Source organism: Maribacter sp. LLG6340-A2, assembly GCF_045057105.1.
Lineage (GTDB): Bacteria > Bacteroidota > Bacteroidia > Flavobacteriales > Flavobacteriaceae > Maribacter.
Genome location: NZ_CP159332.1, coordinates 4,058,735 through 4,084,728, shown reverse-complemented (window position 1 = coordinate 4,084,728; position 25,994 = coordinate 4,058,735). Strand labels below are relative to the sequence as shown.

Genomic DNA, 25,994 nt, shown 5'->3' with positions numbered 1-25,994 from the left:
ATTTATTTAATAGCTGTCCGTATTGGTTACAAAGGCAATTTTCTTACTATCCGGAGACCAACTAGGCACGTTGATGGTGCCTTGACCTCCGTAAATATGGGCCAAAACTTTGGGTGTTCCTCCTTTGGCGGGCATAATTCTTAACATACAATGTTTGTAGAACGGGTGTTGGCTTGGGTCAATATCCTTGGGAAAGGAAATAAACACGATCCATTGTTGGTCTGGACTTACATGGGGAAACCAATTATTGTACTCGTCAAAAGTCAGCTGGGTCTGTTTTTTACCATTGGCCTTCATCCGGTATAATTGCATGGTACCCGTACGTACGGAATTAAAGTAGATATATTTTCCCTTTGCATCATATTCGGGTCCATCGTCCAAAGTAGCCAAATCTGTCAATTGTTTTTCCTTACCGGATTTTACATTGATAGAAAATATATTATACGCACCATTGCGCTCACCCGTAAAAAGCATCTCCTTATTATTGGGAGACCATCCATGAAAATAGGAGGCACCCACACCAGGTTTGGTAACCATTTTCGGGATAGAATCTCCTTGGGTAGGAAGGTAATATAATGCAGATTTGCCTCCATCGGCTTGATTGTGATTACTAATGCCCAATAATTTTCCATCAAAAGTAAGTACATGGTCATTGTTGTTATGAACGGCAAATCCGGTATTTAGGGGAGTAATGGTAGAGGATTCCAATTCGTAGTTGTACAAGTGGCCCTTGGAATTATAGATGAGTTTTTTGCCATCAACTGTCCAATTTGGTGCCTGTATGGAGTGGGCGGAACGGTATATTATTTTTCTATGTCCGGTTTTCACATCCATGATTTCCAAATTACTGCCTATATAATCACGATACGGGGTATAGTCGTCTTTTACGGGTTTAATAATCCGTACATTGCTAAAGGTAGCGCTCTCCAATACTTTTGGGTTATGGGAACAGACATAGAGGCCTACATAAACCTCATTGTCCAATTCCATATCGGTTAAGGTTTCGCTAACAAATTCTTCCCCAAATTTTGCGGTGGACATGATATAGGTAGTTCCCCTACGTTCCAATTGAATGATGGTGGGTGATTTTTGGCTAGATTTCACTTCATCGGTATTCCCGCCTACAGTTTTACGGTACTGCAAAGAAGTTAGTCCGTCCCCATGGGTACTTGCATTTACATGTTTGGAATTGGTATCAAGATTATCCTTGATGATCCATCCAGCTTTGCGATGAGGGTCTTTTCCCGCACCGTTGAACACTACCGTTGCCCTAAGAATAAAATCGCCCTGTATTGTGGTCCATAAATATTGGAATTCATCCTTTCCAAACCACATATTGGTGCCGGAACCCGTTAAGGTATAGGTTTGGTTTTTGGCATCGTAATTTGCCGTTCCCTTTATTTTGGGGTTTCCTATGGCGGTATTGCCATCAAATATTCCTATGGTGTGCTGTGCCTGTGAGATTTGAAAAGATAGAAATGAGCATAACAAAATGCCTAGGTAGCCATGTAGTTTCATGATGAGTGCTATTAATTGGTTGATTAGTTGTTCTTTAAATATACGTTTTTAATTGCTTCATAAAATAGAAAGATGCTCATGTTGATTTGTTCAACTATGTAGTTGTATGCTGTAGAAATGTGATTAAAATGCCAAAAATCAGTAGGTTATGCAGCTTTTTACGTTAAACAAAAGCTAAAAAACCAAGGTTTTGCGCTATAATTCTTTTTTGGCCTTTAAGAACGATACCTTTGCCCGGTACAAAAGTTAACTAGTAGAACAAAACAGTATGAGTAAAGTAAAAGCAGACGACAGAGTAGTACTTCATTACACAGGAAAATTGAGTGATGGTCAAGTGTTTGATAGTTCGGTAAATAGAGAGCCTTTAGAAGTTAAATTGGGAGAAGGCAGTTTAATACCCGGATTTGAAAAAGGATTGTTGGATATGGCCCCTAATGAAAAAAAGACCATCGTAATCGCTAAGGAAGAAGCTTATGGCGAAAAGCGTAAAGAACTTTTCCAGACCGTAAATAAATCGGATTTACCGGAAGATTTAAAAGTAGAGGTAAATATGGCGTTAATGGCCACCAATGCAGATGGTAGCGAGAAGCAATTACGTGTTGCCGAAGTAAATGAAAACGATATTGTGGTAGATGCAAATCACCCATTGGCAGGAGAAGATCTAACTTTTGATTTAGAGCTTGTAGCCATAAAATAAAAATACAGTACATATAAAACGAAACCGTTCTTAATAGGAACGGTTTTTTTTGTTTTCAATGGTCATTTAAAGTAAGTTCGTACTGCTAAAGTATAAGTATACGCAGCAAGAGGAGCGATTAGATAACCGTAAAAGAACAACCAATACATGACCACTACCTTATTAAGAAATAAGAAAACCAAAACGTTTATTGCCCTGGTAGCACTGCCTTTGGCCTTGATGCTCTGTACTGCTTGCGGCGATAAGCCCACCAACCAGGAGGAAGAAGAATGGATCGCCATTTTTGATGGAACAAACTATAGCGACTGGACCCCAAAATTTACCGGAGCTGTACTTGGTGAAAATTATAAGAACAGATTTGTTTACGATGATCAGCTATTGAGTGTTAGATATGCAAAGACCGATACGTTCAAAGGGAATTTTGGACACTTGTTTTACAAAGAGAAATTTTCCCATTATAAACTAAAGGCTACCTACCGGTTTGTAGGCGATCAAATGACCGATGGTCCCGGGTGGGCCTATAGGAATAACGGGTTAATGTTGCATTGCCAAGAACCCAGCACCCTAGGTGTTGACCAGGATTTTCCAATTTCCTTGGAGCTCCAACTTTTGGGCGGAGATGGCACTAACGAGCGTACTACCGCTAATTTATGTACCCCAGGCACCAATGTGGTGCTGAACGATAGTCTTTTTACGACCCATTGTGTCAACTCTATATCCAACACCTATCACGGGGACCAATGGGTCACGGTAGAGGCTTTGATATTGGGAGATTCGCTCATACAACACATTATGGAGGATAAGGTGGTTATGGAGTATGCATCGCCCACTATTGGCGGTGGAAATATAGAAGGTTACTTAGATTCGGCCTATGAGGAAGGCGAAGCATTAAAAGAGGGGTATATTGCCATTCAGGCAGAATCGCACCCCATAGATTTTGAACGCATAGAGGTGTTGAACCTTTGTGGCTGTATGGATGAAAATGCCAAGAACTATAAATCTTACTACGTTAAAGCCGATAATAACACATGTATTTACGAATGAAAACAGTTTCCACCCCCATAAAACTCCTGATCATTGGACTACTAGGCCTAGTTCTGATTAACTGTAAGGAGAAGGCATCGCCCCTAAGCAATACGACCCAAACGCTGCAACCCTTGGAAGAAAAGAAGGTCAAGACATCCCTTTATGAAGATGTGGAAGGCAATGCAGTGTCGTTGGGCGATTTTAAAGGAAAACGCGTGTTGGTCAACTATTGGGCCACTTGGTGTAGGCCCTGTATTGAGGAAATGCCCGATTTGTTGGAACTACAGACGGTATTGGAAAAGGAAAACTATGTATTTCTATTGGCATCGGACCAAAGCATGGAAAAAATAAAGAAGTTTAAAATGGACAAGGGCTTTGATTTTAAGTTTGTAAAATACAACGGTTCTTATGCGGAACAGGACATCAGTGCCTTGCCCGTTACCTTTATTTATAATGAAGTAGGGGAGCAGGTAGCCCGTTTTGATGGCGGTAAACCCTGGAATACCCCAGAAATGGTAGAACAGTTAAAAAACCTACACTAATGTCTAGATGGTTACCAGTATTACGTATGGTATGGATGATATGTTTTTTCTTCGGATGCAAGGAACAGGAAACATCACCCCAACAAGAAAAGAGTGGGCATTTAGGACTGCAGGAAATGGCATCACCCGTAACGGCATCGAGCTCATTGCCCTATATCATATCCAATAAAGATGTCACCCTGTTATCATGGATAACCACCGAAAACGATTCGGTTTACACCACCCAATATGCCCAATTAAAGGATGGGGAATGGCAAGAAGCACAGTCGATTATTTCAGGGACGGATTGGTTCGTGAATTGGGCGGATTACCCCATGATTGCGGAAAACAACGGCCATTTATGGTCCCATGTATTGAAGAAGTCCAGTCAAGGCACCTATTCCTACGATATTAAAATGAACATAAAACCACGGGATGCGGAAAACTGGACAACAGGATTGGATGTACATACCGATGCCACCCCTACGGAACACGGATTTGTAAGTGTGATGCCCTTTAAGGATGCTTTTTTCGTGAATTGGTTAGACGGTAGAAATACCTTGGAAAATGAAGTAGGGGAGCGGGGAGCCATGACCTTACGAGCCGCCAGGGTTTCCGTAACGGGAGAACTGTCCCAGGAAGTGGAATTGGATGCCAGTACGTGCGACTGTTGCCAGACCAGTTCCGCCATTACCGATAACGGACCCGTGGTGGTATACCGTGACCGTACGGAGGATGAAGTGCGCGATATCAGCATTGTTAGAATGGTAGACGGCGAGTGGACAGCACCAAAAACCATACATGCCGATAATTGGAAAATAAAGGGTTGCCCGGTCAACGGCCCCCAGGTAGCGGCCATGGGAAACCATCTGGTAGCCGCATGGTTTACGGCCGCACAGGAAACTCCCAGGGTGCACGTTGTTTTTTCCGATGATGGTGGAGCACATTTTAATACCCCGGTATTGGTCGCCAAGGGAAATGTTTTGGGAAGGGTAGATGTGGTATGGGTAGATGAGGAGTCCGCCGTAGTAAGTTGGATGGAAACTGAGGACGAAAAAGCCTTTTTTAAAGTGATGCGGGTGAACAGGAACGGCACATTGTTCGGTCAACAAACCATTGCTGTAATGAACAGTTCGCGCAAATCTGGATTCCCACAGATGGAAATAGCGGAAGGCATGTTATATTTTGCATGGATCGATGAAGCAAACCAAAGGTCTACGATAAGAACGGCAAAAATGCCGGTAGAAGCTTTGGCAATGGAATAAGGTAAACGTATTGGTAAAAGAACACAGGGGAAAGCAAAGAAAACACGAAATTTGCCGACAATAAAAATAGAAACGAAGATGACAGAACAGGATGAATATTTTATGAAAAGAGCCATTGCCCTTGCAGCGGAGGGAATGCAAAGCAATGTTGGCGGACCATTTGGTGCGGTAGTGGTAAAGGAGGGAGAAATCATAGCCGAGGGCTACAATCAAGTAACCTCCACCAATGATCCTACGGCACACGCAGAAGTAGTGGCCATACGCAAGGCCTGTAAAAAACTGAATAATTTTGAATTGACGGACTGTACCATTTATACCTCATGTGAACCTTGTCCTATGTGCTTGGGCGCCATTTACTGGACGCGACCTAAAATGGTCTTTTTTGGCTGTAACCGTGAAGATGCCGCAGCTATAGATTTTGATGATCAGTTTATTTATGATGAAATAGAAAAAGACATAGACGGTCGGCAAATAAAGTTTGTACAATTGGCCCGTAAAGAAGCTTTGACCGTTTTTAAGGATTGGGAAGCAAAGCAGGACAAAACAGCGTATTAAACCAATGTTTTTTACGAAGAAATCAATAATTCTACTTATTGAATAAAGGTATTGACGGAGAATTTAATTCTACAATGCTTGTAAAGGTATTTTTGAAATTTTACAGCTTGTGATTGGGAATCAAAAATTACAGCTTCTGTAATGCTGTTGGCCAAAACAAGGTGGCCAATAAGATACTCAACATAGTAGCTGTTATCTTCAGAAAGGAGGACATAATTTTGTGTGGTATCCAAGCTTTAGTGGTATTGATAGGACTAAAATAAAGCATTTTAATTTGTGATCCAAATTTTTATAATTTTTTAGATGAAAAGCACTTGGATTATATGGGAACAGAGTGAGGTATAAAAAGTCTATTTTACATAATATATATTATAGTACAATTATAGTAGTTTCGTGTATAGCGCATTTTCGCGCTATTTTACATAGTTACGTTATAAGCCCTGTAAGAGGATTATAACACAGTAATTATGTAAAAACGAAATTACGGTAAGCTTAACTAAATTCTAGTTAAAGCAGCCGCTTCATCTCGCCGCCAAATAATATCAGCCACTGGCTAATCTTATTTATCACGGGTTATGTAAAATGGCTGCTTCCAAACAAACGCTCGATTGCTTTTTAAATTCTAAAATGCTGAAAAACGCATTTTAAATTTAAACACAATTTGCCATCGCTTGCCAACACCAAAATAAAAGCTAACCTTTTGCTTTTATTAAAAATCGCGTATTCGATAAAATGTACGTCATAAAAAATTATAAACGATTCTCGTAAGCTTGCCACAAGAGTATAAAATTTAAGAAAAATAAATTTCTATACACTTGTTATATATAGAATTTCAATTAATCTTTTTTTTCTTGTTTCATTATCTTTTGTCTTGAAACAAAAGAAACAAAAATTCAAGGCTGCATATAATTTTGGAAACAATTAACGGCTCATTCGCTATATTTTAGGAAACATTGTTGCTTATTAAGATTGCTCTGAAGTAATTGTGTAATTATAACTCTTAAGAAACGGTATTACTAAACCCCTAAAAACGGTATTACTAAACCCCTAAAATATGAACGCTCTTTTCCCCTATTGTTTTGACCAAAATTTTATGAGGCCATATTTAACATCGAGAATCTATTTTACATAATTTTTTCAATTGTTTTCAAATCAATATCTGTAAAACCGCCCCATATACCATTATTAATTGAATAATTATTTTGTTGAATATAATCGATATATTCAGATTTAACTTTTAATTTAAAGTCCTCAAATGTCTTCAAGTCATTATAATCATTCACTTCTAAATATATTGATCCAAAATTTTTATAATATTCTTTTTCTTGATTATTAAGTATGTCTAAACAACACACAATCATATTAATATTTTGACAATTACGTATTGTAATCGAATAAATAACTTGGATTAGGTAAAATTCATTTAATAAGTCATTGGTTTCAAAATTTTGACCTCTTCCAAATTCCTTCTCCACTCCAATTAAAAATGGAATTGTAAGACCAGAACCTATTGGATTTTTTTTAAAACACCAATAGTATAAAATCTTAAACCATAACGATTTTTCCAAATGTAATTGCTTTAAAGAAATTAATTTTTAAGTATAATAACACTTTCTCTTAATTTATCTATATCAGGACTGAACCTGGTTTTTCTTTTGTGTATTTCTCGTAATACTCCAATTTCTTTTAATTTCCAGCCAACTTTTGTTGCAATGTCTGCTAATATTAGATCTACAGGTATATGTTCATTTGCATAAGCTGAAGTAGAAACTACAAACCATAAACTTGCACCGGTATCTGCTTTTTGTTTTAGATCTATAAAAATCCCTTGCATATCTTCAAAATACGCAGAAATCATATCAGGTATATTTTTATGCATTAATAAGTCTCTCTTATCTGATATTTTTTTGAAAACGTCATTAAAATGAATCCCAAAATCATTTAATTTAGGCTTATTCCAACGGACTTGAACGTGTGATCTAACTGTTTCATACCTTAGTTTTCTAAGCTCTTTACTTGAATTAATAAATCCACTTAAAAAAAGTTCAGGTCTATATATATCAGTGTAATCAAAAGTGTTTAAATAAGGAGGAGATGTTATACAAAGCTTGAATTTAGAATTTAATTTTTTGATTAATTTTCTAGAGTCACCCGTCTTAATATTTGGTTTTGTCCTTACTCTATTTTCTAAATCCTTCTCAATAATAATAAAATTTTTTTCAAGTGATTCTAAAAACGAGTATTTATCATAATTAAGATTTTCCCAATTACTTTTATATCGTAAACACTTACCATCCTTTTTAGCATTGCTGTTATTCATAATTGCAGATACCAATGCAAGTTTTGCTAATTTAGAACTTTTGCTTGTTGTTCCTAAGTTATTAAAACCACCGGCGAACGAATCTAATACAGATTTATTAAATAACCATTGATTCTGTCCTTTATGCTTATTTTCAGTAAAAGTAGAATAGTTTTCCAAATGCGATACCCCACCAATTTCTGAGTTTTTCAACACTTCATCCGAAACCTTCTTAAAATTCTTTTGTGTGAAATTTATACTTTTTACATCAGATAAGAAGCTTGTGAATGGATTAACCTCAAAACCTATTGTATTAATCCCTCGAATAGCAGCAGTTAAAGTTACTGTACCGCTTCCATTAAATGGATCTAAAATTATATCATTTTCGGTAATTTCACTTTCCTCTATTGCTTTATTAACGAGAGAAGGAGAAAATCCTTCTTTATAAAAATACCATCTATGACGAGCAAGACTTCTTGTGTCACCGGCATTTGATGTTCCTTTGTTATTTAGCTCAAAATCATTATTAACCATATATATCTAGCTGCATAAAGGTTCTGAAAACATACGTATTGGTTTTTCAATATTATAATGATTTTTATAATATTGAAGGGCAATATCGACATCTAATTCCACATTAGCATAGTGGTTTCCGTCTGCCATTGATATAGTGGTTACTTTCTTGTTAATATTATTCCTTCTACCATCAGCAACAACTAAATAACCTTTTGTAATCACATTTGGAGAGTCACTATCTCCTAGATCAATATACTCTTTAATTTGTTTCATACCATCATTTACTCTTTCATTCGTATATTCATAGGCACTTATTTCATCACTATCTTTTTTCATTGATCTACCCATAAGCTTTACTTCTATTAACGCCGCTCTATTAGCTTCTCTCCAAAACACCCTTACATCAACGGGTTTCGTCGCACCTAACTTATATTCTCGAACTACATTCACTCCTCTAAGAGAATTACGTAAAAATTCTGCCAAGGCTAATTGAATTTTATCTTCTGGTTTATTAACCCAGTAAATGTAATTTTGATCTGACCAACATTCTTTAAAAAGCTGACTAGAAACTTTTCTAACTACTTCATTCTTAAATTTTAAAAGTTCTTCATTTAAGTAATGATATTGTAAGGCAAAAATACTTGGACAACTATATTCGTTGCGGATTTTAACTTTTTTACCATTAACATAAAAATTTTCTTTTCCACCTCTAAAAATATATGCAACATAATTTTCTGAATTTATCAAAGCTTCCAATTGTGTATCCTCAATACTATCATAGTATAATGGGAATTCATCTTGTTGGCTCAGCTGAAATACAATCCTTTTAAAATCCTTATCAAGAATTGCATAATCATAAAAATCAATAGAATCACAATCATTAAAAAATATTGATTCATCAATTTTATGAAATAAAACTACTTCCCCAGTAAAATGACTTGGCTCAATGTGCCGATAAAGTTCTTTTACAGTTTTAACAATATTTGTTGTTAATTTAATGTATTGAGAGTCTTTAGTTTGTGAAAAAATTTGAATCGTAAAATCCTCATTCCTTACCTTATCTACAAGTTGATCTGACATTATTTGTCTTCTATTGTGGTTAATAAAATTTTAATCCAAGAAACAGCTGAAACAGTCAAGTCATCAATTGATGCACCTAATGATTGTGTTATTAGTTTTAGATTATCATATTCGAAATTAATCCAATCCTCATTGTTTAAGCTTCTAGCTGTTGTTAAATTAGAATCAAGTAGCAAGGCCATTTTAGTTTCCTTATAAGGTACTAATATTGCTGTTGTGCAAGCTGCATCAATAAAATTTTCGCGAGTTTTAAATAAAGACAATTCTTTACTGAATTTGTTAAATTCATCAGTGCCTCTTGCAGTTATTGATAGATAATTATTTCTCATTTCAAAAGCCCCAGAATTTATATGTCTATCTATTGCATCATCTACTTGTTTAGAATGTGGATACCCTGTTTTATCTATTATGAATTTATATTTCCATTCATCAACTGGATGACCCCCATAATGAAATAAGAATGCAGAGAAATAAGCAAATAAATGAACTTCACGTCTTTCAAATTCATCTAAAAAATTATCAAGCTTATGAGCGATTGATAAACTATCATAAAAAGCTTCTAACTCAATTTGTTTAGACATATTAATTTAATTTTAGTGTTTCTTCAATATTTGAATAAACTTTGTTAAACAAATGTTCTCCTTCCTTTTGAATATCACTTAAATCGGTCCATTCTAACATTCTTCTAAATTTCATTTTTTGAGAACCACACTTTTGTGCCAAAGAAACTAAAAGTTGAGAGGCGTTAATATTCGCAGTCATTATTATATTTTGCCCATATTCCTTAACAAATTCAGCGAACATTATACCTACTCTATTTTCATAAGCAATATCTAATGAGCCTTCAGGTGTATCAATGAGCATAGTTGATGGGTTATTTACTTTAGATAAATAGACTGCTAGAGACATTCTTAAAGCAATGTCTAAGAAAAATCTTTGGCTTTCTGATAATTGATGTGATGCTGTCCGCGCAGTATCTTTCATCTCAAATACTAAAACAAAATTTCTCCCTTTTCTTTTAGGATAAATATTTAAATTAATGCCAATAAAACTAAAAGCTATTTTTTTGAATAACGGTACAAAAACTTTCTTAGCTGAATTGTATCCATCATCTACCTTCTTCAGTAAGTTATCATATTCTGGTTTTAATTTGTCTCTTTTGTTATATGATTCTTTTGCTTTCTTATCGAATTCCTGAAATTGAAACTTGTATTGTTCGATTACATTGTCTAGTGGTGCATTCCCTGTATTTGTGAAAGATATCTTTGAGTTTTCCTTTAAGAATTTCTTTAATTTACTTTTTAAAGAATTTAGTTTAATTTCAGCGCTATCTAACTCAACTTTTTTTGTTTCTGTATCTAATATTATTTTTTCTAAATCTTCGTTGCTTTTGGATAAGTTTTGATCCGTTTTTTTAATCTTATTTAAGAGTTCATCTTGGATTTTAGTATTATCATTATTTATAGAAGTATTGCAAAGTGGGCAACAATCATCATATAATTTTTTTTCAATATTTTCAACTACTTGATTTCCCTCAGCTCCACAGACAAAGCACTCCTTGTTCTTTTCAGCAATTTTAAATAAATGATTTTCTAATAGTTTTGATCTTGGTTCAGAATACTCTGAAAATAATTTTCTATATGTCAACCTTAACTGTAAAATCTCCGAATTGATAATGTTTTGTCTCTTTAAAAGAGTATCATATTCAATTTTTACTTCCTCGAAAATATTTTCCTGCTTTTCTATATTATCGCTAAGAGCAAAAAAGTCTTGTTGTTTGTTTTTATAATTAGGATTCTCTTTTTCGTTGTAATCGTTTATTAGCTCATCGAGCTTATTTTTTGTTTGCGTTGCCTGCCATCTATCATTTCTTCCATCCGATTCGTGCTTGTCCATTTTACCTTTCAAATCAATAAGACGTTCAGTATCATTAATATCCTCATTAAAAGCAATAGATAAAGCATTATTGGAAGCTCGATTATCCCAAAACAACATTCTCCTATTTTCATCAAAAGTCAATACATAAAGTTGATAAAACAGAAAATAATTATAATTGCCAAATCCAGTAATATTGGTAATTATCTTTTCATAATTACTATTTAGCTCAATTGGAGTCAGTTTTATTGTATCAAGCAAAGAAGTTTTAATATTGTTTAAAGACTTGTAGTACTCTAAATATTTAAGACCTTCACGTTCTTTGAAACCACGAATAATTTTGAGAAATTTATCTCCAACAGATATTAGTATTTCTATCTCTGATTTTTCCTCATCTTCAGCTCTAATTCTACCTTTAAAATAGCGTTTTGTATAGTCTTTATTAGATTTGACAATATCATCAGGAGAAAAGACTTCTTTATTAGGTTCTAGTACAATTCCGGTTAATCCATAGTTTATAGCGTTTAAAAAAGTAGTCTTTCCTAAACCGTTTGCACCAGCAAGACAATAAACGCCATCATTTATATCCTCATTTACTTCAAAGGTTTGATTATTTTTAGAATACAACGAAAAATTTCGAATTGTTACTTTCTCAATTTTTAAAAAATTATATTTTCCTGTGCTAGTCATTTAAATTTTAAAATATTCTATAAATATAAAGATAACTTTAAGATATAAACTAAATTTTGAAACCATTACACACACACATTACGCTTCCCTCCTACGTCGTCGCATAATAAGTGTTCCATTACCTCTTAGAAGAAAGTTTTTAGAAAGAAAAAAATCAAGAAAAATTTGTAGATACTTTGCCCGCGCACCATCTCGCTCAAAAAAGAAAGATTCTCATCTTTATTTTTATGCCGTAACCAAAGCTCAAGTTACATAACGCAAGACATTATAGCAAATAGGCTTTTATGTAATGCACCTAATGGTTGCATTTTAAAAAATTGAAAATACAGTGCTTTTATGTTTATAATATCAGTTATTTAGAAAAATGCGGATTATTGGTATGATATAAATTAAAATTTGAGAAATTGTTATTTATTTAAGGGTCACTAGTTTTTTCTTTATCCAGATTCAGGCTAAACCCACCTACAAATCTAATTGTAAATAAAAATTGTGTATCTGTTAGTCCCTCAATGTCGCTTCTTCTATTCCCTCCGACCGATGGCATAGAAAATTCGGCCAAAATATTGTTTAGTCTAAACCCAAACGTAAATTCAGTTCCAGAAAAATTCTTATCCTCCGTTCCCAAGAACATTTGGCGTGTAGAAGCATTAGTGTCTGAGGACAAATCACCTACAATTATTCTTCCACTATAGTTAATTCCGAAGTACACACTATATTTTCTTCTATTATCAACACGTATTTTATTATCAGGAAGAAATTCATGAAAAATTCCAATCCTAAATGATAACGCCCCTAGATTTTTCTGAACTTCATCATCAAGTTTCCATAAGGCATTTGAAGCAATAAAGCGAGCAGTGATACCACTTATTGGTTTGAAAATGTTATGCTTATCTGGATTGAAATAAATGTTACTATTAATGAATACAGATTGCTTCGAACTAATTGGATTCAACACATATGAACCAAAAAGGCGTTGATTATTTACTGTATTATCATCAGTATTTAAAATTGCAGTTAATTCATCCACTGAGGAAGCAACATTAATATAAGATTCAATATCATAACTATTAATTAAGGGATTATTTCTGTCCCCTAAAAATCTTTCATAGATTACTCCTAAACCTGCACTGCCTTGAACTTCTTGATTTGCCTCTGCTATGGAACCTTGTAGGTTTGCTGTACCAACAAAATCAATAAAAAATTCATTTTCATTTTGCGTGTCTTCACTAAAGGCTTGGGCTTGGCTTCTTAAACCGTAAAAAAATAAAACAATACCTAGCATCAATGTACAATATCTCATATCTATAAGGTTTTGGTTGATGCATATAAAGTTTTGAATTTCTAGTATTCAATTCAATACCCATTTATAGGTATATTTTAAGGTAGCTAAATTATTTGAAAGTGTTCATTTCAAACGATTTAAGAAAAGAATCCAAATACTATTTTTCATAGTAAAATTAAATATGTTAAAATCCCATTTCAAGCATATTAAAATTGTTAGTTAATTGTTTTTAAAAGATTTTTATACACATACTACCTCGGTTTATATATGGTTAGTTAATTATTATGATAAGTATTCATATAATTCATTCATCTATTACATCACCTTTTAAGAAGAAACTTTTAAAAAAAATAAAAAGAAAAAAGAGCCAAGGATACCAGCGCAACAACCCAATCAAAAATTATAATGGTCTTCCAAACCGTCATATTTTATACCGTTTACCAAAGTTAAGTGTCATCATGCAGGACATTATAAAACTATTTCTTCTTTAATCTAACGTTATATCAAATAGCAATAAATTCTAACAAACAGTTAAGAATGACTCCGTGTTCTAAAAACTAAATCAGCACTATTCCACTTTTTTGACTTCATCGACTATTTTTCCATTCTCCCTTACAATCATTTTCGTAATCACTTCATTAACCGAAATAAACTCAAAAGTAAGTGGTGCTTTAGTTGCGAAAAATACATTTTCAGATTCTGGAAGAATAATGAGTTGCATATCGCCGGAGCTCATTAGAAGTGAACTTTCTTTTCGCCTTATGTTGGCTTTTACATGTTGACCTGAGTAATTTCCTGTATAGGTATCTAAAGTTTCATTAGACAAAGCTATTCCCTTCTTTCTGTTGTTCAATAACCTAGGTGTTTTATGATCAAAACTTAAAACTCTTTTCAATTTCCAAGTCGTATTTTCTTTTATCCATAAATGGGAAAATTTAGCAGTACTGGTTAATTAGGGTGCTTTGTTCGCTTCTTTAATATAAAACTCGTGAATTCCATTTTGTAAGGCCCCATATAAGACTCCCTTATTATAAAGCGGAAATATTTCTAGACTATTTTCCATTAATTTACGAATAGGTTTCTGTTGCTGGTTGGAACAAATATTTTGTTCAATAGTCAAAAGAAAATCTTTTTTTGATTTGGTAATACCGCTTTGGTCATGGTAAAATTCAAGATCATCACTGATTAAAGGTTCCATGTCTGAAATTCTACATTCATTAAAACCGTTTTCAAAAAGAAAGCTATCCATTTCTTTAATAGTCTTATAAAGTGTGGATGAAGTTGCTACTTGGGCGGTAGTTTTTTGAAATGGTAAAAGTAAAATGGTAAATAGAAAAATAACTTTAGAAAAGGAGTTGGTTATCATGTTGGTGTCTAAGATTGATTGTTGTAAAAAGCCCGTATTTTTCCTTTTGTTACAGTTAATCATATACGTTCCATCCCTAAATAGCAATTCACACACATTTACAAATGGCGTACTAATTGTTTTTCAAGGGTATTTGTGCATCTCCTGCGTCGATTGCACTCCCCTCCTACTGGCTGGTCGTATTATAAATGTGAGAAATCACTTTTTATCACATGTTTTGTAAAACAGATGACAGGCGGTTCAGGAATTCCTATTTAAGAAATGATGAGCAATGAATTAAAAATGCTCTTAGGCCAAAAAGTTTACTTCAAAAACCACCATCTTAGAAACTACGTTTGAATAGAAATTATTCAGATGTACCGTAATATTCATCATCCGTAATGGGTTGAAACCATTCTGCAGCACCTAGTTGGCGGTCAGATATAGCAATATGTGCAAATTGGGAATTTGCAGTGGCACCATGCCAGTGTTTTATATTCGGTAGACACTTTATTGTCTCTCCTATGCGTAATATACGTTTGGGTTTTCCTTCCTCCTGATAATAACCTTCACCTTGGGTTACAATTAATATTTGCCCTGCCGGATGTGAATGCCAATTGGTACGAGCAGCGGGTTCAAAAGTAACCAAACCGGCATACATGGTATTTAAACTGTCCGGCGCTGCCAACATATTTAGCCATGCGGTACCTCTAAAATTCGAGTTTTCTATTTTAGTCCCTCTTTCAAAAAGTTCAGCTTCTTTTTTACTTTCTTTTGGCGTGTTACAGGCGGACAAAAGTATCAGTAACATGGCGATAGTAAGGAATCCGGTATTTTTCATGGCTGTTTTATTCGGTTCTACTTTTCAATACTTCTGTAAGGACTGTTTTTGTTGCAAGAACATTGTCTTCAGTTGTGGTATTCGCTAAGGTTTCGGTAAACTCTTTTAATTGCTCGGCTTGCCAACCCACATTTAATGAAAGGTTTAAGTGGCTTCTTAGCATTGGCTCTAAACTCCCCAAACTCGCAATAACGGAAATGGTTACTAGTTCACGTTGTTTATAGGTAAGCACATCTCGCTCAAAAATATCCGCAAATAGATGCTCTTTAAGAAACCTGTCCATTTCGGGTGAAAACTTCTGGTATTCTGGTTTTCCATCCAACGGTCTACCAACCAATTCTTCCAAAATAGTCTTTCCCCGTTCATATTTACTGCTGGAATCGTCAATAGTTGTGGCTTCTGGTCCCCAATCATCATCTATACCTTTAGCTGTTCTTTCTTCCAGCACTTCTAAAAGTGTTTGTAAACCGCGTATACTTCTTGGGAACCCTGCATAGGCATACAAGTGAACCAATACCTCTTTAGCTTCATTCACGGTGAGCTTATAATCTAATCCTTCATGGAGAACATCCTTGAGCTGAGATAAATTACCTTGGGCAGTGTGACTTGCAATTTTGATTATACTTTTCTCCTGATCGGATAAAGCATTGTCTGATGTTGCTTGTTGCGCTATTGATTGACAGCTGATAAATACAACAACCCAAACCAAAACTGTCGCCGTGCTAAGGATATTTCTTAATAGCATGAAAGGTTTAAGTCTAAATAATTCTAATTTCATAAGTGATGAATTAATCGTTCAGTTGATCGGCAACACTATCATAATATTCTCGCGTAACCACTTCGGTCCATGTGGTGGGCTGCCCTCCTCCATAAATTGCTAAATAGGTAACATCACTATCCTTAGTGGAAGCGTGCCAGTGCTCTGTTTCTTTGTCACATTTGATCACGTCACCTGCTTTAAGTATTACAGGGTCTTTTCCTCTTTCTTGATAATAGCCTTCACCGTCTACGTAAATAAGGACTTGAGAGGTTGCATGTTTATGCCAGTCCAACGTAGAATTTGCCTTAAAAGTGGCTTTGGTAATATTAAAGTCGGTTTCATCATCTGCCTGTAATACACCGTTTAACCAAGCTTCGCCAATATAATGCGTATTTGGTGCCTTAAAGCCCTCGTCTTTGTATGAAGATACTTTGTAGTCCGTATTTTGGGCAAAAATGCATATGGGAAGCATAAACAGTACTGTTGTAATTAGATTTTTCATTTCTTTTATTTTTTAGTTTAATTTCTTTTCTTTTAGCCAATTGTACATTACATCGGCTATTTCTTGATTATTTAAATCGGACATGGGAAAGTGTGTATTTCCTTTGATTCCTATTTCCGGTAACACTACTAAAGTAACGTCACCACCAGCGTCGTTTACGGTTTTTGTCCATTTACGTGCCATGGAAAGAGCGGCGCGCCATTGATCTTGACCAGGGTTTTCAACTTCAGTTTCAGGGATATAATCCCCATAATAAATTACAATGGGAATTTTGGTCAGTTTTTGAAACTCTTCCATAGCAACACCTTTAGCACGTAATGTTCCGCCCACATAGGAAATAGGCTCAGGAATGTCTTCTTCTGGAAATACAAAATTACTACCAGGTTCGTACGCTACTATAGCTTTTATGCGATCGGTCTTTAGAGCGGCACTCCAACCTTGTCCGCCACTATGGGAATGGGTAACAAGGATTCCGTCACCAATTTTTCCGAATAATTGAGAAACGACGTCAATATTAAGATTGATGTTTAAAGGTCCCGTATCTGGAGTACTACGGCGGAAAAATTGATCTAAAGCTTCAGGGTCCTTAGAAAACTGAACGTTCGGATAAAAACGTGTACCCTCGCCCATTCTAAATATGCCGAACCACAGTTGGTCTTCAGTTTTAGCTTCCAATGTTTTTGGTTCTAAGCTTTGTCCTGCCAATCCTCTTCTGGGTTGATCTAATAAATAGACAGGATACCTTTTTTTAAGGAATATACTTTGAAATCCTTCCCTGCCATCTGGAGTGCTTTGCCAAGTTCGCATGGACTGACCGTAGCCGTGCCAAAATACTAACGGAAGATTACGAGGTTCCGTAGGAATTTGATAGAATACCGATGCGTGGTCACCATGCAAGGTCTGCCCTTCTGTACTTTGATTTGAAGGATTAAAAGCACCATGGGCAATGGGGTCAAAAGTTCCAGGGCTTTGCTTAACCGAACCACCAACGGCAAAAGCCCCCTGTTTTTGAATAGAAATAATATCATTCGTTTCAACAGATGTATCTGCTATTTGCTTGTTTTGTTCATTACAGCCAATACATAAAAGTATACTTGCAAGTACTACTGTATATTTTAGCTTTATCATATATACTTTGTTTTTGTAGTCATTTTAATAAGGTTTATGCCTTTTTTTTTTAATCTTCCTTTTTGTTGGAAAGCTATAGTTCAATAGCACGCTCCAAGTGAAATCATCATCGGGCAATATTTGGGTGCTTATACCTTTATTTACAACACCTGTCAACGAAAATGGACATTGCTTTTTACCAATGGTCAAGAACGCCGAGGTATAATATCCGGTGAGATCATCAGAGGTAAGATAGTAAACTTGTGGTGTAAAATTCATATAAAACGATGCTGAAATGGGAATTTGACTAAAGGCAGCATTGAGCACCAAAAAATTAGTTTCTTTTATTCCAGCATCAAAGCCGCGACCATATAGATAATACATACCAATACTCGTATGCTTTGATAATTTATAATTTGGTACCACTTCGGCACCTAAATACCTTCTAGATTCTAAAAGTTCTTCGGTATTGCCGTTTCTAATGACATTTACAGTTCTAAAATTCAGTGCGGGATGCGCCCCTAGCCTCAGTGAAAACTTTTCTTTTTCAATGGCCTTATAGCGAAACCAAAAAAGCATCGTCCACGGTTTGGCATCTAGAGAAAAACGCATGTCCGGCTCAAAACTTAACTTCTTTTTGGTAAATTTTAAATCGAACAGCAAAGCGGGATCACCCAAGGAAAAAGAAGGAACCAATGAAACGCCATTATGGGTGATGCTAGCACTTCCTCTAAAATCATCTAAAAACCTATAGTTTTCATCTTTTGCATTTTCCTGTGCATTAGCGGTACTGAATAACAGCAATAACATTAAAGTTCCTATCTTCTTCATTGTGCGTAATTACAATGTCAAAATTAGACTAAGAAAAAGGGTACTATACTACCCAAATAACGGATGTTTATACCATAATTACAGATTTTACATATGTAGCTTGATGATGTGACCATCAATAGATTATCTTTATTTTAAATACATTTGGTTGTGAAGAATATTTTAGAAATTAAAACCATTGCAGACTACTTTAAATTAAGAAATTACGAAGTTCTGCATCCTTTGGTAGGTATTGTCGATTTTAAAAAGGTAAACGAAACTGGATATACCAATGAGAGGTACGACGGATTTCATTACAGCTGTTATGCTATTTTTTTAAAAGATGCCGTGGGCTGTAAACTAAAGTATGGCGGCAACTCATATGATTATGACGAAGGTACCTTGGTTTTTATGGCGCCCAACCAGACTATTGAACTTGGCGGCTATGAACCGGGTTTTATACCCAAAGGCTATGCTTTGCTTTTTCACCCAGACCTATTGTTGGGTACAAGTTTGGCAAAAAAGATTCATGAATTTAATTTCTTTGCGTACTCAAGTAATGAGGCTTTGCATTTATCCGCTAAAGAGCGAAAGCTGATTTTGAGTTTATTGGAAAAAATTCAGTTTGAATTGGAGCAGCCCATTGATAAACATAGCAAGAAACTGATTGTGACGAATATTGAACTATTTTTAGATTATTGCCTTCGTTTTTATGACAGGCAATTCATTACACGTGAAGTAGTGAATAAGGGTACTTTAGAGAAGTTTGATCAACTACTTTCTCAATATTTTTCATCGGATAAACCAAGGGTCAATGGTTTACCTTCAGTAGCTTATTTTGCGGATCAGCTTCATTTATCCTCCAATTATTTTGGGGACTTGGTTAAAAAGGAAACCGGTAAATCTGCGCAAGAATATATTCAAGCGAAATTGATAGATGTAGCTAAGGAAAAAGTATTCGACCCAAATAAATCGGTCAGTGAAATTGCTTATGAACTAGGTTTTAAATATCCACAGCATTTTAGTCGTTTATTCAAACAAAAAGTAGGGCATTCCCCTAAGGAATTTAGGGCGACGTTGAATTAATAAAGGTTAAGACCATTACATACACACATTTACAAATAGCGTGCTTATTCTTATTCAAGGGTATTTGTGTATTTCTTACGTCGATTTCACACTCCTTCAACTGGTTACTTAATAGCTTCAATTTTAATGGCTCATATTTTCTTCATCCCTTGTCAAAATAAAACTAGTATGGAACAAAAAAAGGAGCTCTTAGAGCTCCTTTTTTAACTAAATTAGTAATGTGTTATTAATTTCCTGAAGATGCAGAATAGCTGCCATCGCCATTAAAATTTGTTAATGTTAAAGTAACAGTCCATTCTCCTGCTGTTCCAGCTTCTGTTACTCCGGAAAAGGAATCCGGCTCTACACTACCATCTAATGTTCTGTCCAATACAGTAGTGCCATCGGCATCTTGCATTACAAATCGGAATGTGCCAGCACTTGATGCCGTGATATCCATATTATAATCTGCTGTGGCCTGACTATTTGTCCAGGTTAATATTTCAGTCGTAGAACCGCCATTTCCGGTTACATCACCATTAAAGTTACCTGCTGACATTGAGGTATTATTAACAGAGGCTATAATTTCTGGTGAGTCGTCTTTACTACATGAAACAAAAACGGTTAGAAATACCAAGACTAGACTTAAATTTAAAATTCGATTTTTCATTATATTTATTTTGGGGGTTTATTATTTAAGGATTTATTCAAAAACAGCTTGTGTATCAACATCCAAGCGGTCCGCAACTTTGTCAAAAATAGATGCGTTATTGGTTTCACTGATGATAATGACACCATCCGTAAGATTGGCGTTATCTAGCTCAGTGGCTGAAATTGTACTGAACCAGTTTAGTGCATCAAAGTTTATTTTACCAACTAGGTCAACACCTTCTGGGATTTCAACGCTTGCCGCATTGGCTTCAAACACTTCACCGCTATTAAATTCAAAACGAATTGGAAGCATTTCTTCGCTGGAATTTGTAAATGTACCCTCTATTACCACTGTAGGCTTATCATTTTCATCCTGCAATTCAATACCTAAGTTCACAGCGGTATAAGTACCGGAAGGGATCGTTATCAAAACCTCTGGCGAAACAGTACCCGTTGCATAATCAATGTTTGCAATCTGTTCCTTTGTTCTAGAAACGGAATTAGTTCCATTTTCACCATCGAATATAATTTCCCTAAATGTTATGGAGCCAGATGTAAATTGAAGGTCATTTACCGGCATTTTCTTGGTTGCTGTAGTTGTACTAGTTGTGGTGGCGACCAATCTAATGGTTGCATCGGTATTCAAACTATCATCATCACTACACCCCATACTAAAGGCTAAAATAACAGTAAGTATGCTTAATACGGTTAAGCTTTTCTTTTGAGTCATGGTTTTATTTTAAGATTTGGGCTAATGGTTATAGAACAACTTAGTTTAAAAAAACCCTACTTATTTATTTTCTTATTTGAATTTATTTTGAAGTGAGCATAATGAGACAAACGTAGTTTTAATTAATTTATTTCAACGGACCTGAAAGTAGAAAGTTCGATAATAATTGATAATCAATTATTATCATTTTATGAGGTAGAAAAAAAGAGGGGGTTTTAAAACCCCCTCTTTTTTTTAATTACTAATGAATCACTGATTCAATTACTTTTTTTTAATCACTAATTGATACACACAAGGAATTACTACCAAGTTTAATATCGTAGCAGATAACAATCCGCCTAAAATAACTACAGCCATTGGGCTTTGAATTTCACTACCTGGTTCGCCTCCTTTTAAAGCCAATGGTATCAATGCAAGACCTGTTGTAAAAGCGGTCATTAAGATTGGGTTTAAACGGTCTAAAGCTCCTGTTTTAATTAACTGAAACCCTTGCATTCCTTCCTGTCGTAAATCTTCATAACGTGATACCAATAAGATACCGTTACGTGTTGCAATTCCGAAAAGACTTATAAATCCAATGGTAGCCGCAATACTGATAATTCCTGATGTGAAATACACAATTAAGATACCACCAATCAAGGCTAACGGTAAGTTAATCAATACGACAAATGCCAATTTTACATCTTTAAATTCATAATAGAGTAAAAGGAAAATAATGGCTATCGCAATGATTGCTGTTATCATAAGTAATTGTGATGCTTTGGATTCACTTTCAAACTGTCCACCATATTGTACGCGATAGCCTTCTGGCATATTCACATTGTTTTCAACCACTTCTTGTATTTCGTTTACTGCACCACGTAAATCCCTGCCTTGTACATTGGCAGCGACCACAATTTTACGTTGTACATCTTCACGATTAATGGTATTTGGACTACTTAACGATTGAATAGTTGCCAATTCACCTAATATGGTTTGTCCACCATTTGGTAAACTGATTAAGGCGTTTTTGATATTTTCAATATCATCCCGAAATGGTTTTTCGTAGCGAACTATCAAATCGAAATACTGTTGTCCTTCGTAAATTTCACCAGCTTCTTCTCCTGCAAATGCAATATCTACCTGTTCCATTAACTTGCCAACGGTCATTCCATACGCTGCTAAAATCTGACGTTTAGGTTTAATGCGTATTTGTGGTACTTCAATTTGTTGATCAACCGCTACATCTGCCAATCCATCAATTTCTTTGATGTTTTGCTCTACGCTTTTACCAACCTCGAACAAACGTTGTAAATCTGAACCAAAAATCTTAATGGCAATATTGGCACGTGTTCCAGAAAGCATATGGTCAATTCTGTGTGCAATGGGTTGTCCCAAGGTAATATTAACACCTGGTGCAACGCTCAATTTGTTTCGGACTTCTTCAAAGAATTCTTCTTTGGTTTTATCCTCAAGCACAAAAGGCACATCAATTTCTGATGCATTAACACCTTGTGCGTGTTCATCTAATTCAGCTCTTCCTTGTCGTCGGGTAACAACTTCCACTTCTGGTAAATCCAATAAAATAGTTTCTATCAATTTTCCTGTTTTGTTACTTTCTTCCAAAGACATTCCTGGTGGACCAACGACGCTAATTACCAGAGAACCTTCATTAAATTCAGGTAAAAAACTTCTACCTAATTGTGTTAATACCAAAAGGCTTATGATAAAGGCAATTACTGTAGTTCCAATAATGGTTTTTGGAATATTTGTGGCACGTTCCAAAAGATTACCATAATGTTTCTGTAACCAACGTTCCACACGTGTACCTTCTGCTTGTTTATTGAGTAGTTTTTCATTATTCAATAAATAAGAGCATAGAATGGGTGTTACCGTTACTGCAACTATCAATGATGTTAACACAGAGGTTACAAAAGCAATACCTAATGGTTGCAATAATCGACCTTCCATTCCGCTTAAAAAGAATAAGGGTACGAACGAGACAATGATAATTAAAGTGGCGATGATAATAGAACTTCTGATTTCTACAGACGCATCTCTCACAACTGTAATTGTAGATTGACGTTCTGTTTTCGGTTTTTTGATGTTCTCTCGTAAGCGTTTATACACATTTTCCACATCAATAATGGCATCATCTACCAACGCACCAATAGCAATTGCCATACCACCCAAACTCATAGTGTTTATTGTGTAACCTAACCATTTTAAAATGATAATGGACACCAATAATGAAATAGGAATTGCCAATAAGGATATTAAGGTAGTTCTCCAATTCATTAAAAAGATGAACAGGATAATCATTACAAAAAACGCACCTTCTAAAAGCGTCATATTTAGATTGCTAATAGAAGCATCAATGAAATCGGATTGTCTAAAGATTTGACTTTTAATGTTTACACCTTTTGGTAAGGTTTTTTGTAAATCTGCAATCGCCTCATCCAAACGGTCTGTCAATTCCAACGTATTAACATCGGGTTGTTTTGAAATGGTCAGAATCACCGCAGGGTTTGCGTTTAAAGAACCATCACCAATTTTATCGGAAGCTCCAATTTTCACTGTTGCTACGTCTTTTATTTTGATGGTTTGTCCATTGACTTGTTTTAAAACAGCTTCCTGTAAATCTTCTAACGCATACGCTCTACCGCTTCCTTTTATGATGTATTGGTTTCCGTATTGATTCACTACTCCACCAGGTGCATTTGTATTTGCTTCCTTAACGTGTTCTACTAATTCGGAAAGACTCACGTTGTAATGTTTCATCTTTTCAGGATTGGCAAATACTTGGTATTGTTTATAATCGCCTCCAATGACCACCACATTTGCAATTCCACCAATCGCTTTTATACGTGGTCTAATTGTCCAATCGGAAAGTGTTCGTAATTCCATTGGCGACAAACTATCCGAAGTCACACCTAACAACATTATTTCACCCATAATCGATGAAATAGGTGCCATTGTTGGTGCACCAATGCCTTCGGGTAAATTTTCGCGTACCATCGGGATTCGTTCACTCACAATTTGGCGCGCTCGATAAATATCGGTTCCCCATTCAAATTCTACCCAAACAATGGATATTCCCGCAGCTGATGACGAACGGATTCGTCTTACATTTGGCGAACCGTTTAAAGCAGTTTCTAATTGATAGGTGACTAATTTCTCTACTTCTTCCGATTCCATTCCGTGGGCTTCGGTAAGAATAGTTACCGTTGGTGCTGTTAAGTCTGGGAATACATCAACATTCATTGTCTTTGCATAATATACGCCCAACACACTTAACACCACAGCTCCTAACAGAATAAGCAATCTGTTATGAAGTGATATATTTAATATTTTATTCAACATAACTTTTGCTTTTAGTGTTCGTGTCCGTGTGCAGGGGTTGAGCCCGACATTGAAGCCATTTTTACTTGGTATGCTCCTGTGGTTACCACCACATCACCAACCTGTAAACCTTTGAGCACCTCAACGTTTTTACCGTTTCGTTTTCCTATGGAAATAGGGCGTCTTTCAAAACTTTCTCCAGAAAGTTGTACCATAACCGAATAATTTCCATAATCTTCCAATAAAGCAGATTCGGGTACAAGTGTTCCTTGTTCGCCGGTTCCCATTGCAATTTGTACTTGGGTTAAACTGCCATCAGGCAGGTTTATCGCATCGTTTACTTTGGCATATACCGAAATTAAGGGACTGTCGCGTTCCACATCTTTGGATATCGAAAGAATTTCACCTTCTGAATCTAAAATGCTTTTCCAATGTCCTATTTCAGTTTGATACCAAACATTTTTAATGTTTTGCATCGTTAACCCGTAATTAGGTGCTATTTGCGATTTCAACACTTTGGATTGTTCGGTTGCAATACTTATTAAAACAGTTCCTTGTTCTGCATAGTCGCCATTACCAATATTGACACTTCTTATGAAACCATTAAAAGGTGCTCGTATTTGCTTACTGCCACCAGAAACTCCAGAAGCAAGCGACTGGTATTGCGATTTTGCAATAGTATAGTTACTCTCTACTTTTTCAAATTCTGATTTTGGTATAATCTTACTTTCGTAAAGCTCCTTCTTCCTATTATATTCGGATGTGGCTTGGTCATAGTTCGCTTTGGCTTTCGCTATTTCTGCGCTTAAATTATTGCTTGCCAATCCTTGGCTACTTACATTCATAAGCAATTGACCTTGTTTCACTTCTGTTCCTTCCGTTAGGTTAGTTGTGGCAAAATTTACAGTTCCATTAGCCGTAGCGACCATTGTTTTTACAGAACCCTGTGCAGGCTGCCATACTCCCGATGTCTTAATCACATCGTAAATTTCACCATTCATAACAGATGCGGTTTGAAACTCTATTTTCCAAGCTTGTTCTTTTAAAAAGGAAATAGAACCATCTTCACCTGCATCGCTTATGGCGTTATTGGCTTCTTCCAAATTCGCATACACCATTAGGTCTTTAATTACAATTTTATCTTTGTATTGTGGTGTCGAAAGGTCGAATACTAATTGATGTATTCCCGATTCCTTTGGTTGAATGATGGGCGAAAATACTCCTGGTGATGACGGACTTTCTGCTGTAGCACGAATGCCTTTGTCACCTTTAATTAAACTTACTGTTACCGAACCCTCACGCACAGGTTGGTGTTTGTCCATTACCGTAAAATGCGCTGCAAATTTGCTGGGTTGCCCAACAATAAGTACGGGAAATTCAACGAACAATTCGGTTTGGTTTGTCCAAATGGTATAATCCACTCGAGGTATTTCATCGCCAACGTGACTTCCATCTGGATTGTGGGCGTGATTATCTTCATTATTTTGCTTACAAGCTATTGCCATAAAGGCAAGCACAATTATTACATACTTTCTCAT

The 25,994-nt window shown here is 35.6% G+C and carries 24 protein-coding genes; 6 read left to right on the top strand and 18 right to left on the bottom strand.

Annotated elements, in window-relative coordinates:
- Nucleotides 1-6 precede the first annotated feature (6 nt).
- On the bottom strand, nucleotides 7-1,518 hold the full coding sequence (locus ABVM52_RS17290; RefSeq protein WP_405382326.1) for a TolB family protein: 1,512 nt from the start codon (nucleotides 1,516-1,518) through the stop codon (nucleotides 7-9).
- Nucleotides 1,519-1,786: 268 nt separating this feature from the next.
- On the opposite strand from ABVM52_RS17290, the gene ABVM52_RS17285 reads away from it, so the two are divergent.
- The 5 genes from ABVM52_RS17285 (at nucleotide 1,787) to ABVM52_RS17265 (ending at nucleotide 5,582) form a co-directional block, all read left to right on the top strand.
- Nucleotides 1,787-2,215, top strand: a complete 429-nt coding sequence (locus ABVM52_RS17285) for a peptidylprolyl isomerase (protein WP_405382325.1) — start codon at nucleotides 1,787-1,789, stop codon at nucleotides 2,213-2,215.
- Nucleotides 2,216-2,362: 147 nt separating this feature from the next.
- Nucleotides 2,363-3,259, top strand: a complete 897-nt coding sequence (locus ABVM52_RS17280) for a DUF1080 domain-containing protein (RefSeq protein WP_405382324.1) — start codon at nucleotides 2,363-2,365, stop codon at nucleotides 3,257-3,259.
- Nucleotides 3,256-3,783, top strand: coding sequence for a TlpA family protein disulfide reductase (locus ABVM52_RS17275; RefSeq protein WP_405382323.1), 528 nt, complete (start codon nucleotides 3,256-3,258; stop codon nucleotides 3,781-3,783). Before ABVM52_RS17280 ends, ABVM52_RS17275 begins: the two co-directional genes overlap by 4 nt.
- Nucleotides 3,783-5,027, top strand: coding sequence for a hypothetical protein (locus ABVM52_RS17270; protein ID WP_405382322.1), 1,245 nt, complete (start codon nucleotides 3,783-3,785; stop codon nucleotides 5,025-5,027). Before ABVM52_RS17275 ends, ABVM52_RS17270 begins: the two co-directional genes overlap by 1 nt.
- A 78-nt stretch (nucleotides 5,028-5,105) precedes the next feature.
- On the top strand, nucleotides 5,106-5,582 hold the full coding sequence (locus ABVM52_RS17265; RefSeq protein ID WP_405382321.1) for a nucleoside deaminase: 477 nt from the start codon (nucleotides 5,106-5,108) through the stop codon (nucleotides 5,580-5,582).
- A gap of 1,124 nt (nucleotides 5,583-6,706) precedes the next feature.
- On the opposite strand, the gene ABVM52_RS17260 is transcribed toward ABVM52_RS17265, so the two are convergent.
- From ABVM52_RS17260 to ABVM52_RS17200, 13 genes are all read right to left on the bottom strand, one after another.
- Entirely contained in the window at nucleotides 6,707-7,150 is a 444-nt protein-coding gene (locus tag ABVM52_RS17260; RefSeq protein WP_405382320.1) for a hypothetical protein, read from the bottom strand.
- A gap of 20 nt (nucleotides 7,151-7,170) precedes the next feature.
- On the bottom strand, nucleotides 7,171-8,415 hold the full coding sequence (locus ABVM52_RS17255; protein WP_405382319.1) for a DNA methyltransferase: 1,245 nt from the start codon (nucleotides 8,413-8,415) through the stop codon (nucleotides 7,171-7,173).
- Nucleotides 8,416-8,421: 6 nt separating this feature from the next.
- A complete protein-coding gene (locus tag ABVM52_RS17250; protein ID WP_405382318.1) occupies nucleotides 8,422-9,477 on the bottom strand; it encodes a hypothetical protein in 1,056 nt (351 codons plus the stop codon).
- Complete coding sequence (locus ABVM52_RS17245) at nucleotides 9,477-10,058, bottom strand: hypothetical protein (protein WP_405382317.1); 582 nt, start codon at nucleotides 10,056-10,058, stop codon at nucleotides 9,477-9,479. The genes ABVM52_RS17250 and ABVM52_RS17245 overlap by 1 nt, the downstream gene beginning before the upstream one ends.
- Nucleotide 10,059: 1 nt before the next feature.
- Nucleotides 10,060-12,042, bottom strand: a complete 1,983-nt coding sequence (locus ABVM52_RS17240; RefSeq protein ID WP_405382316.1) for a hypothetical protein — start codon at nucleotides 12,040-12,042, stop codon at nucleotides 10,060-10,062.
- 415 nt (nucleotides 12,043-12,457) lie between these two features.
- Nucleotides 12,458-13,342 (bottom strand): hypothetical protein, encoded by an 885-nt coding sequence (locus ABVM52_RS17235; RefSeq protein WP_405382315.1) that lies wholly within the window; start codon nucleotides 13,340-13,342, stop codon nucleotides 12,458-12,460.
- Nucleotides 13,343-13,892: 550 nt separating this feature from the next.
- Nucleotides 13,893-14,219, bottom strand: coding sequence for a hypothetical protein (locus ABVM52_RS17230; protein WP_405382314.1), 327 nt, complete (start codon nucleotides 14,217-14,219; stop codon nucleotides 13,893-13,895).
- A 57-nt stretch (nucleotides 14,220-14,276) separates the two neighbouring features.
- On the bottom strand, nucleotides 14,277-14,690 hold the full coding sequence (locus tag ABVM52_RS17225) for a nuclear transport factor 2 family protein (protein ID WP_405382313.1): 414 nt from the start codon (nucleotides 14,688-14,690) through the stop codon (nucleotides 14,277-14,279).
- Nucleotides 14,691-15,036: 346 nt separating this feature from the next.
- Entirely contained in the window at nucleotides 15,037-15,510 is a 474-nt protein-coding gene (locus ABVM52_RS17220; RefSeq protein WP_405382312.1) for a cupin domain-containing protein, read from the bottom strand.
- A 7-nt stretch (nucleotides 15,511-15,517) separates the two neighbouring features.
- The gene (locus ABVM52_RS17215) at nucleotides 15,518-16,288 is read right to left on the bottom strand and encodes a carboxymuconolactone decarboxylase family protein (RefSeq protein ID WP_405382311.1); all 771 of its coding nucleotides are present in this window, start codon (nucleotides 16,286-16,288) and stop codon (nucleotides 15,518-15,520) included.
- Between the two features lie 10 nt (nucleotides 16,289-16,298).
- Nucleotides 16,299-16,772 (bottom strand): cupin domain-containing protein, encoded by a 474-nt coding sequence (locus ABVM52_RS17210; protein WP_405382310.1) that lies wholly within the window; start codon nucleotides 16,770-16,772, stop codon nucleotides 16,299-16,301.
- A 12-nt stretch (nucleotides 16,773-16,784) separates the two neighbouring features.
- Nucleotides 16,785-17,900, bottom strand: coding sequence for an alpha/beta hydrolase (locus ABVM52_RS17205; protein WP_405382309.1), 1,116 nt, complete (start codon nucleotides 17,898-17,900; stop codon nucleotides 16,785-16,787).
- Between the two features lie 24 nt (nucleotides 17,901-17,924).
- Complete coding sequence (locus ABVM52_RS17200; protein WP_405382308.1) at nucleotides 17,925-18,710, bottom strand: hypothetical protein; 786 nt, start codon at nucleotides 18,708-18,710, stop codon at nucleotides 17,925-17,927.
- A 150-nt stretch (nucleotides 18,711-18,860) separates the two neighbouring features.
- Here ABVM52_RS17200 and ABVM52_RS17195 point away from each other — a divergent pair, with 150 nt between their 5' ends.
- The gene (locus ABVM52_RS17195; RefSeq protein WP_405382307.1) at nucleotides 18,861-19,775 is read left to right on the top strand and encodes a helix-turn-helix domain-containing protein; all 915 of its coding nucleotides are present in this window, start codon (nucleotides 18,861-18,863) and stop codon (nucleotides 19,773-19,775) included.
- A 226-nt stretch (nucleotides 19,776-20,001) separates the two neighbouring features.
- On the opposite strand, the gene ABVM52_RS17190 is transcribed toward ABVM52_RS17195, so the two are convergent.
- The 4 genes from ABVM52_RS17190 to ABVM52_RS17175 all read right to left on the bottom strand — a co-directional run bounded on the left by ABVM52_RS17190 (nucleotide 20,002) and on the right by ABVM52_RS17175 (nucleotide 25,994).
- Complete coding sequence (locus tag ABVM52_RS17190) at nucleotides 20,002-20,424, bottom strand: hypothetical protein (protein ID WP_405382306.1); 423 nt, start codon at nucleotides 20,422-20,424, stop codon at nucleotides 20,002-20,004.
- 33 nt (nucleotides 20,425-20,457) lie between these two features.
- Nucleotides 20,458-21,135, bottom strand: coding sequence for a hypothetical protein (locus ABVM52_RS17185; protein ID WP_405382305.1), 678 nt, complete (start codon nucleotides 21,133-21,135; stop codon nucleotides 20,458-20,460).
- A 261-nt stretch (nucleotides 21,136-21,396) separates the two neighbouring features.
- On the bottom strand, nucleotides 21,397-24,477 hold the full coding sequence (locus ABVM52_RS17180) for an efflux RND transporter permease subunit (RefSeq protein WP_405382304.1): 3,081 nt from the start codon (nucleotides 24,475-24,477) through the stop codon (nucleotides 21,397-21,399).
- Between the two features lie 11 nt (nucleotides 24,478-24,488).
- Nucleotides 24,489-25,994 carry an efflux RND transporter periplasmic adaptor subunit gene (locus tag ABVM52_RS17175; protein WP_405382303.1) on the bottom strand — a complete coding sequence of 502 codons (1,506 nt, stop codon included), beginning with the start codon at nucleotides 25,992-25,994 and terminating at the stop codon, nucleotides 24,489-24,491.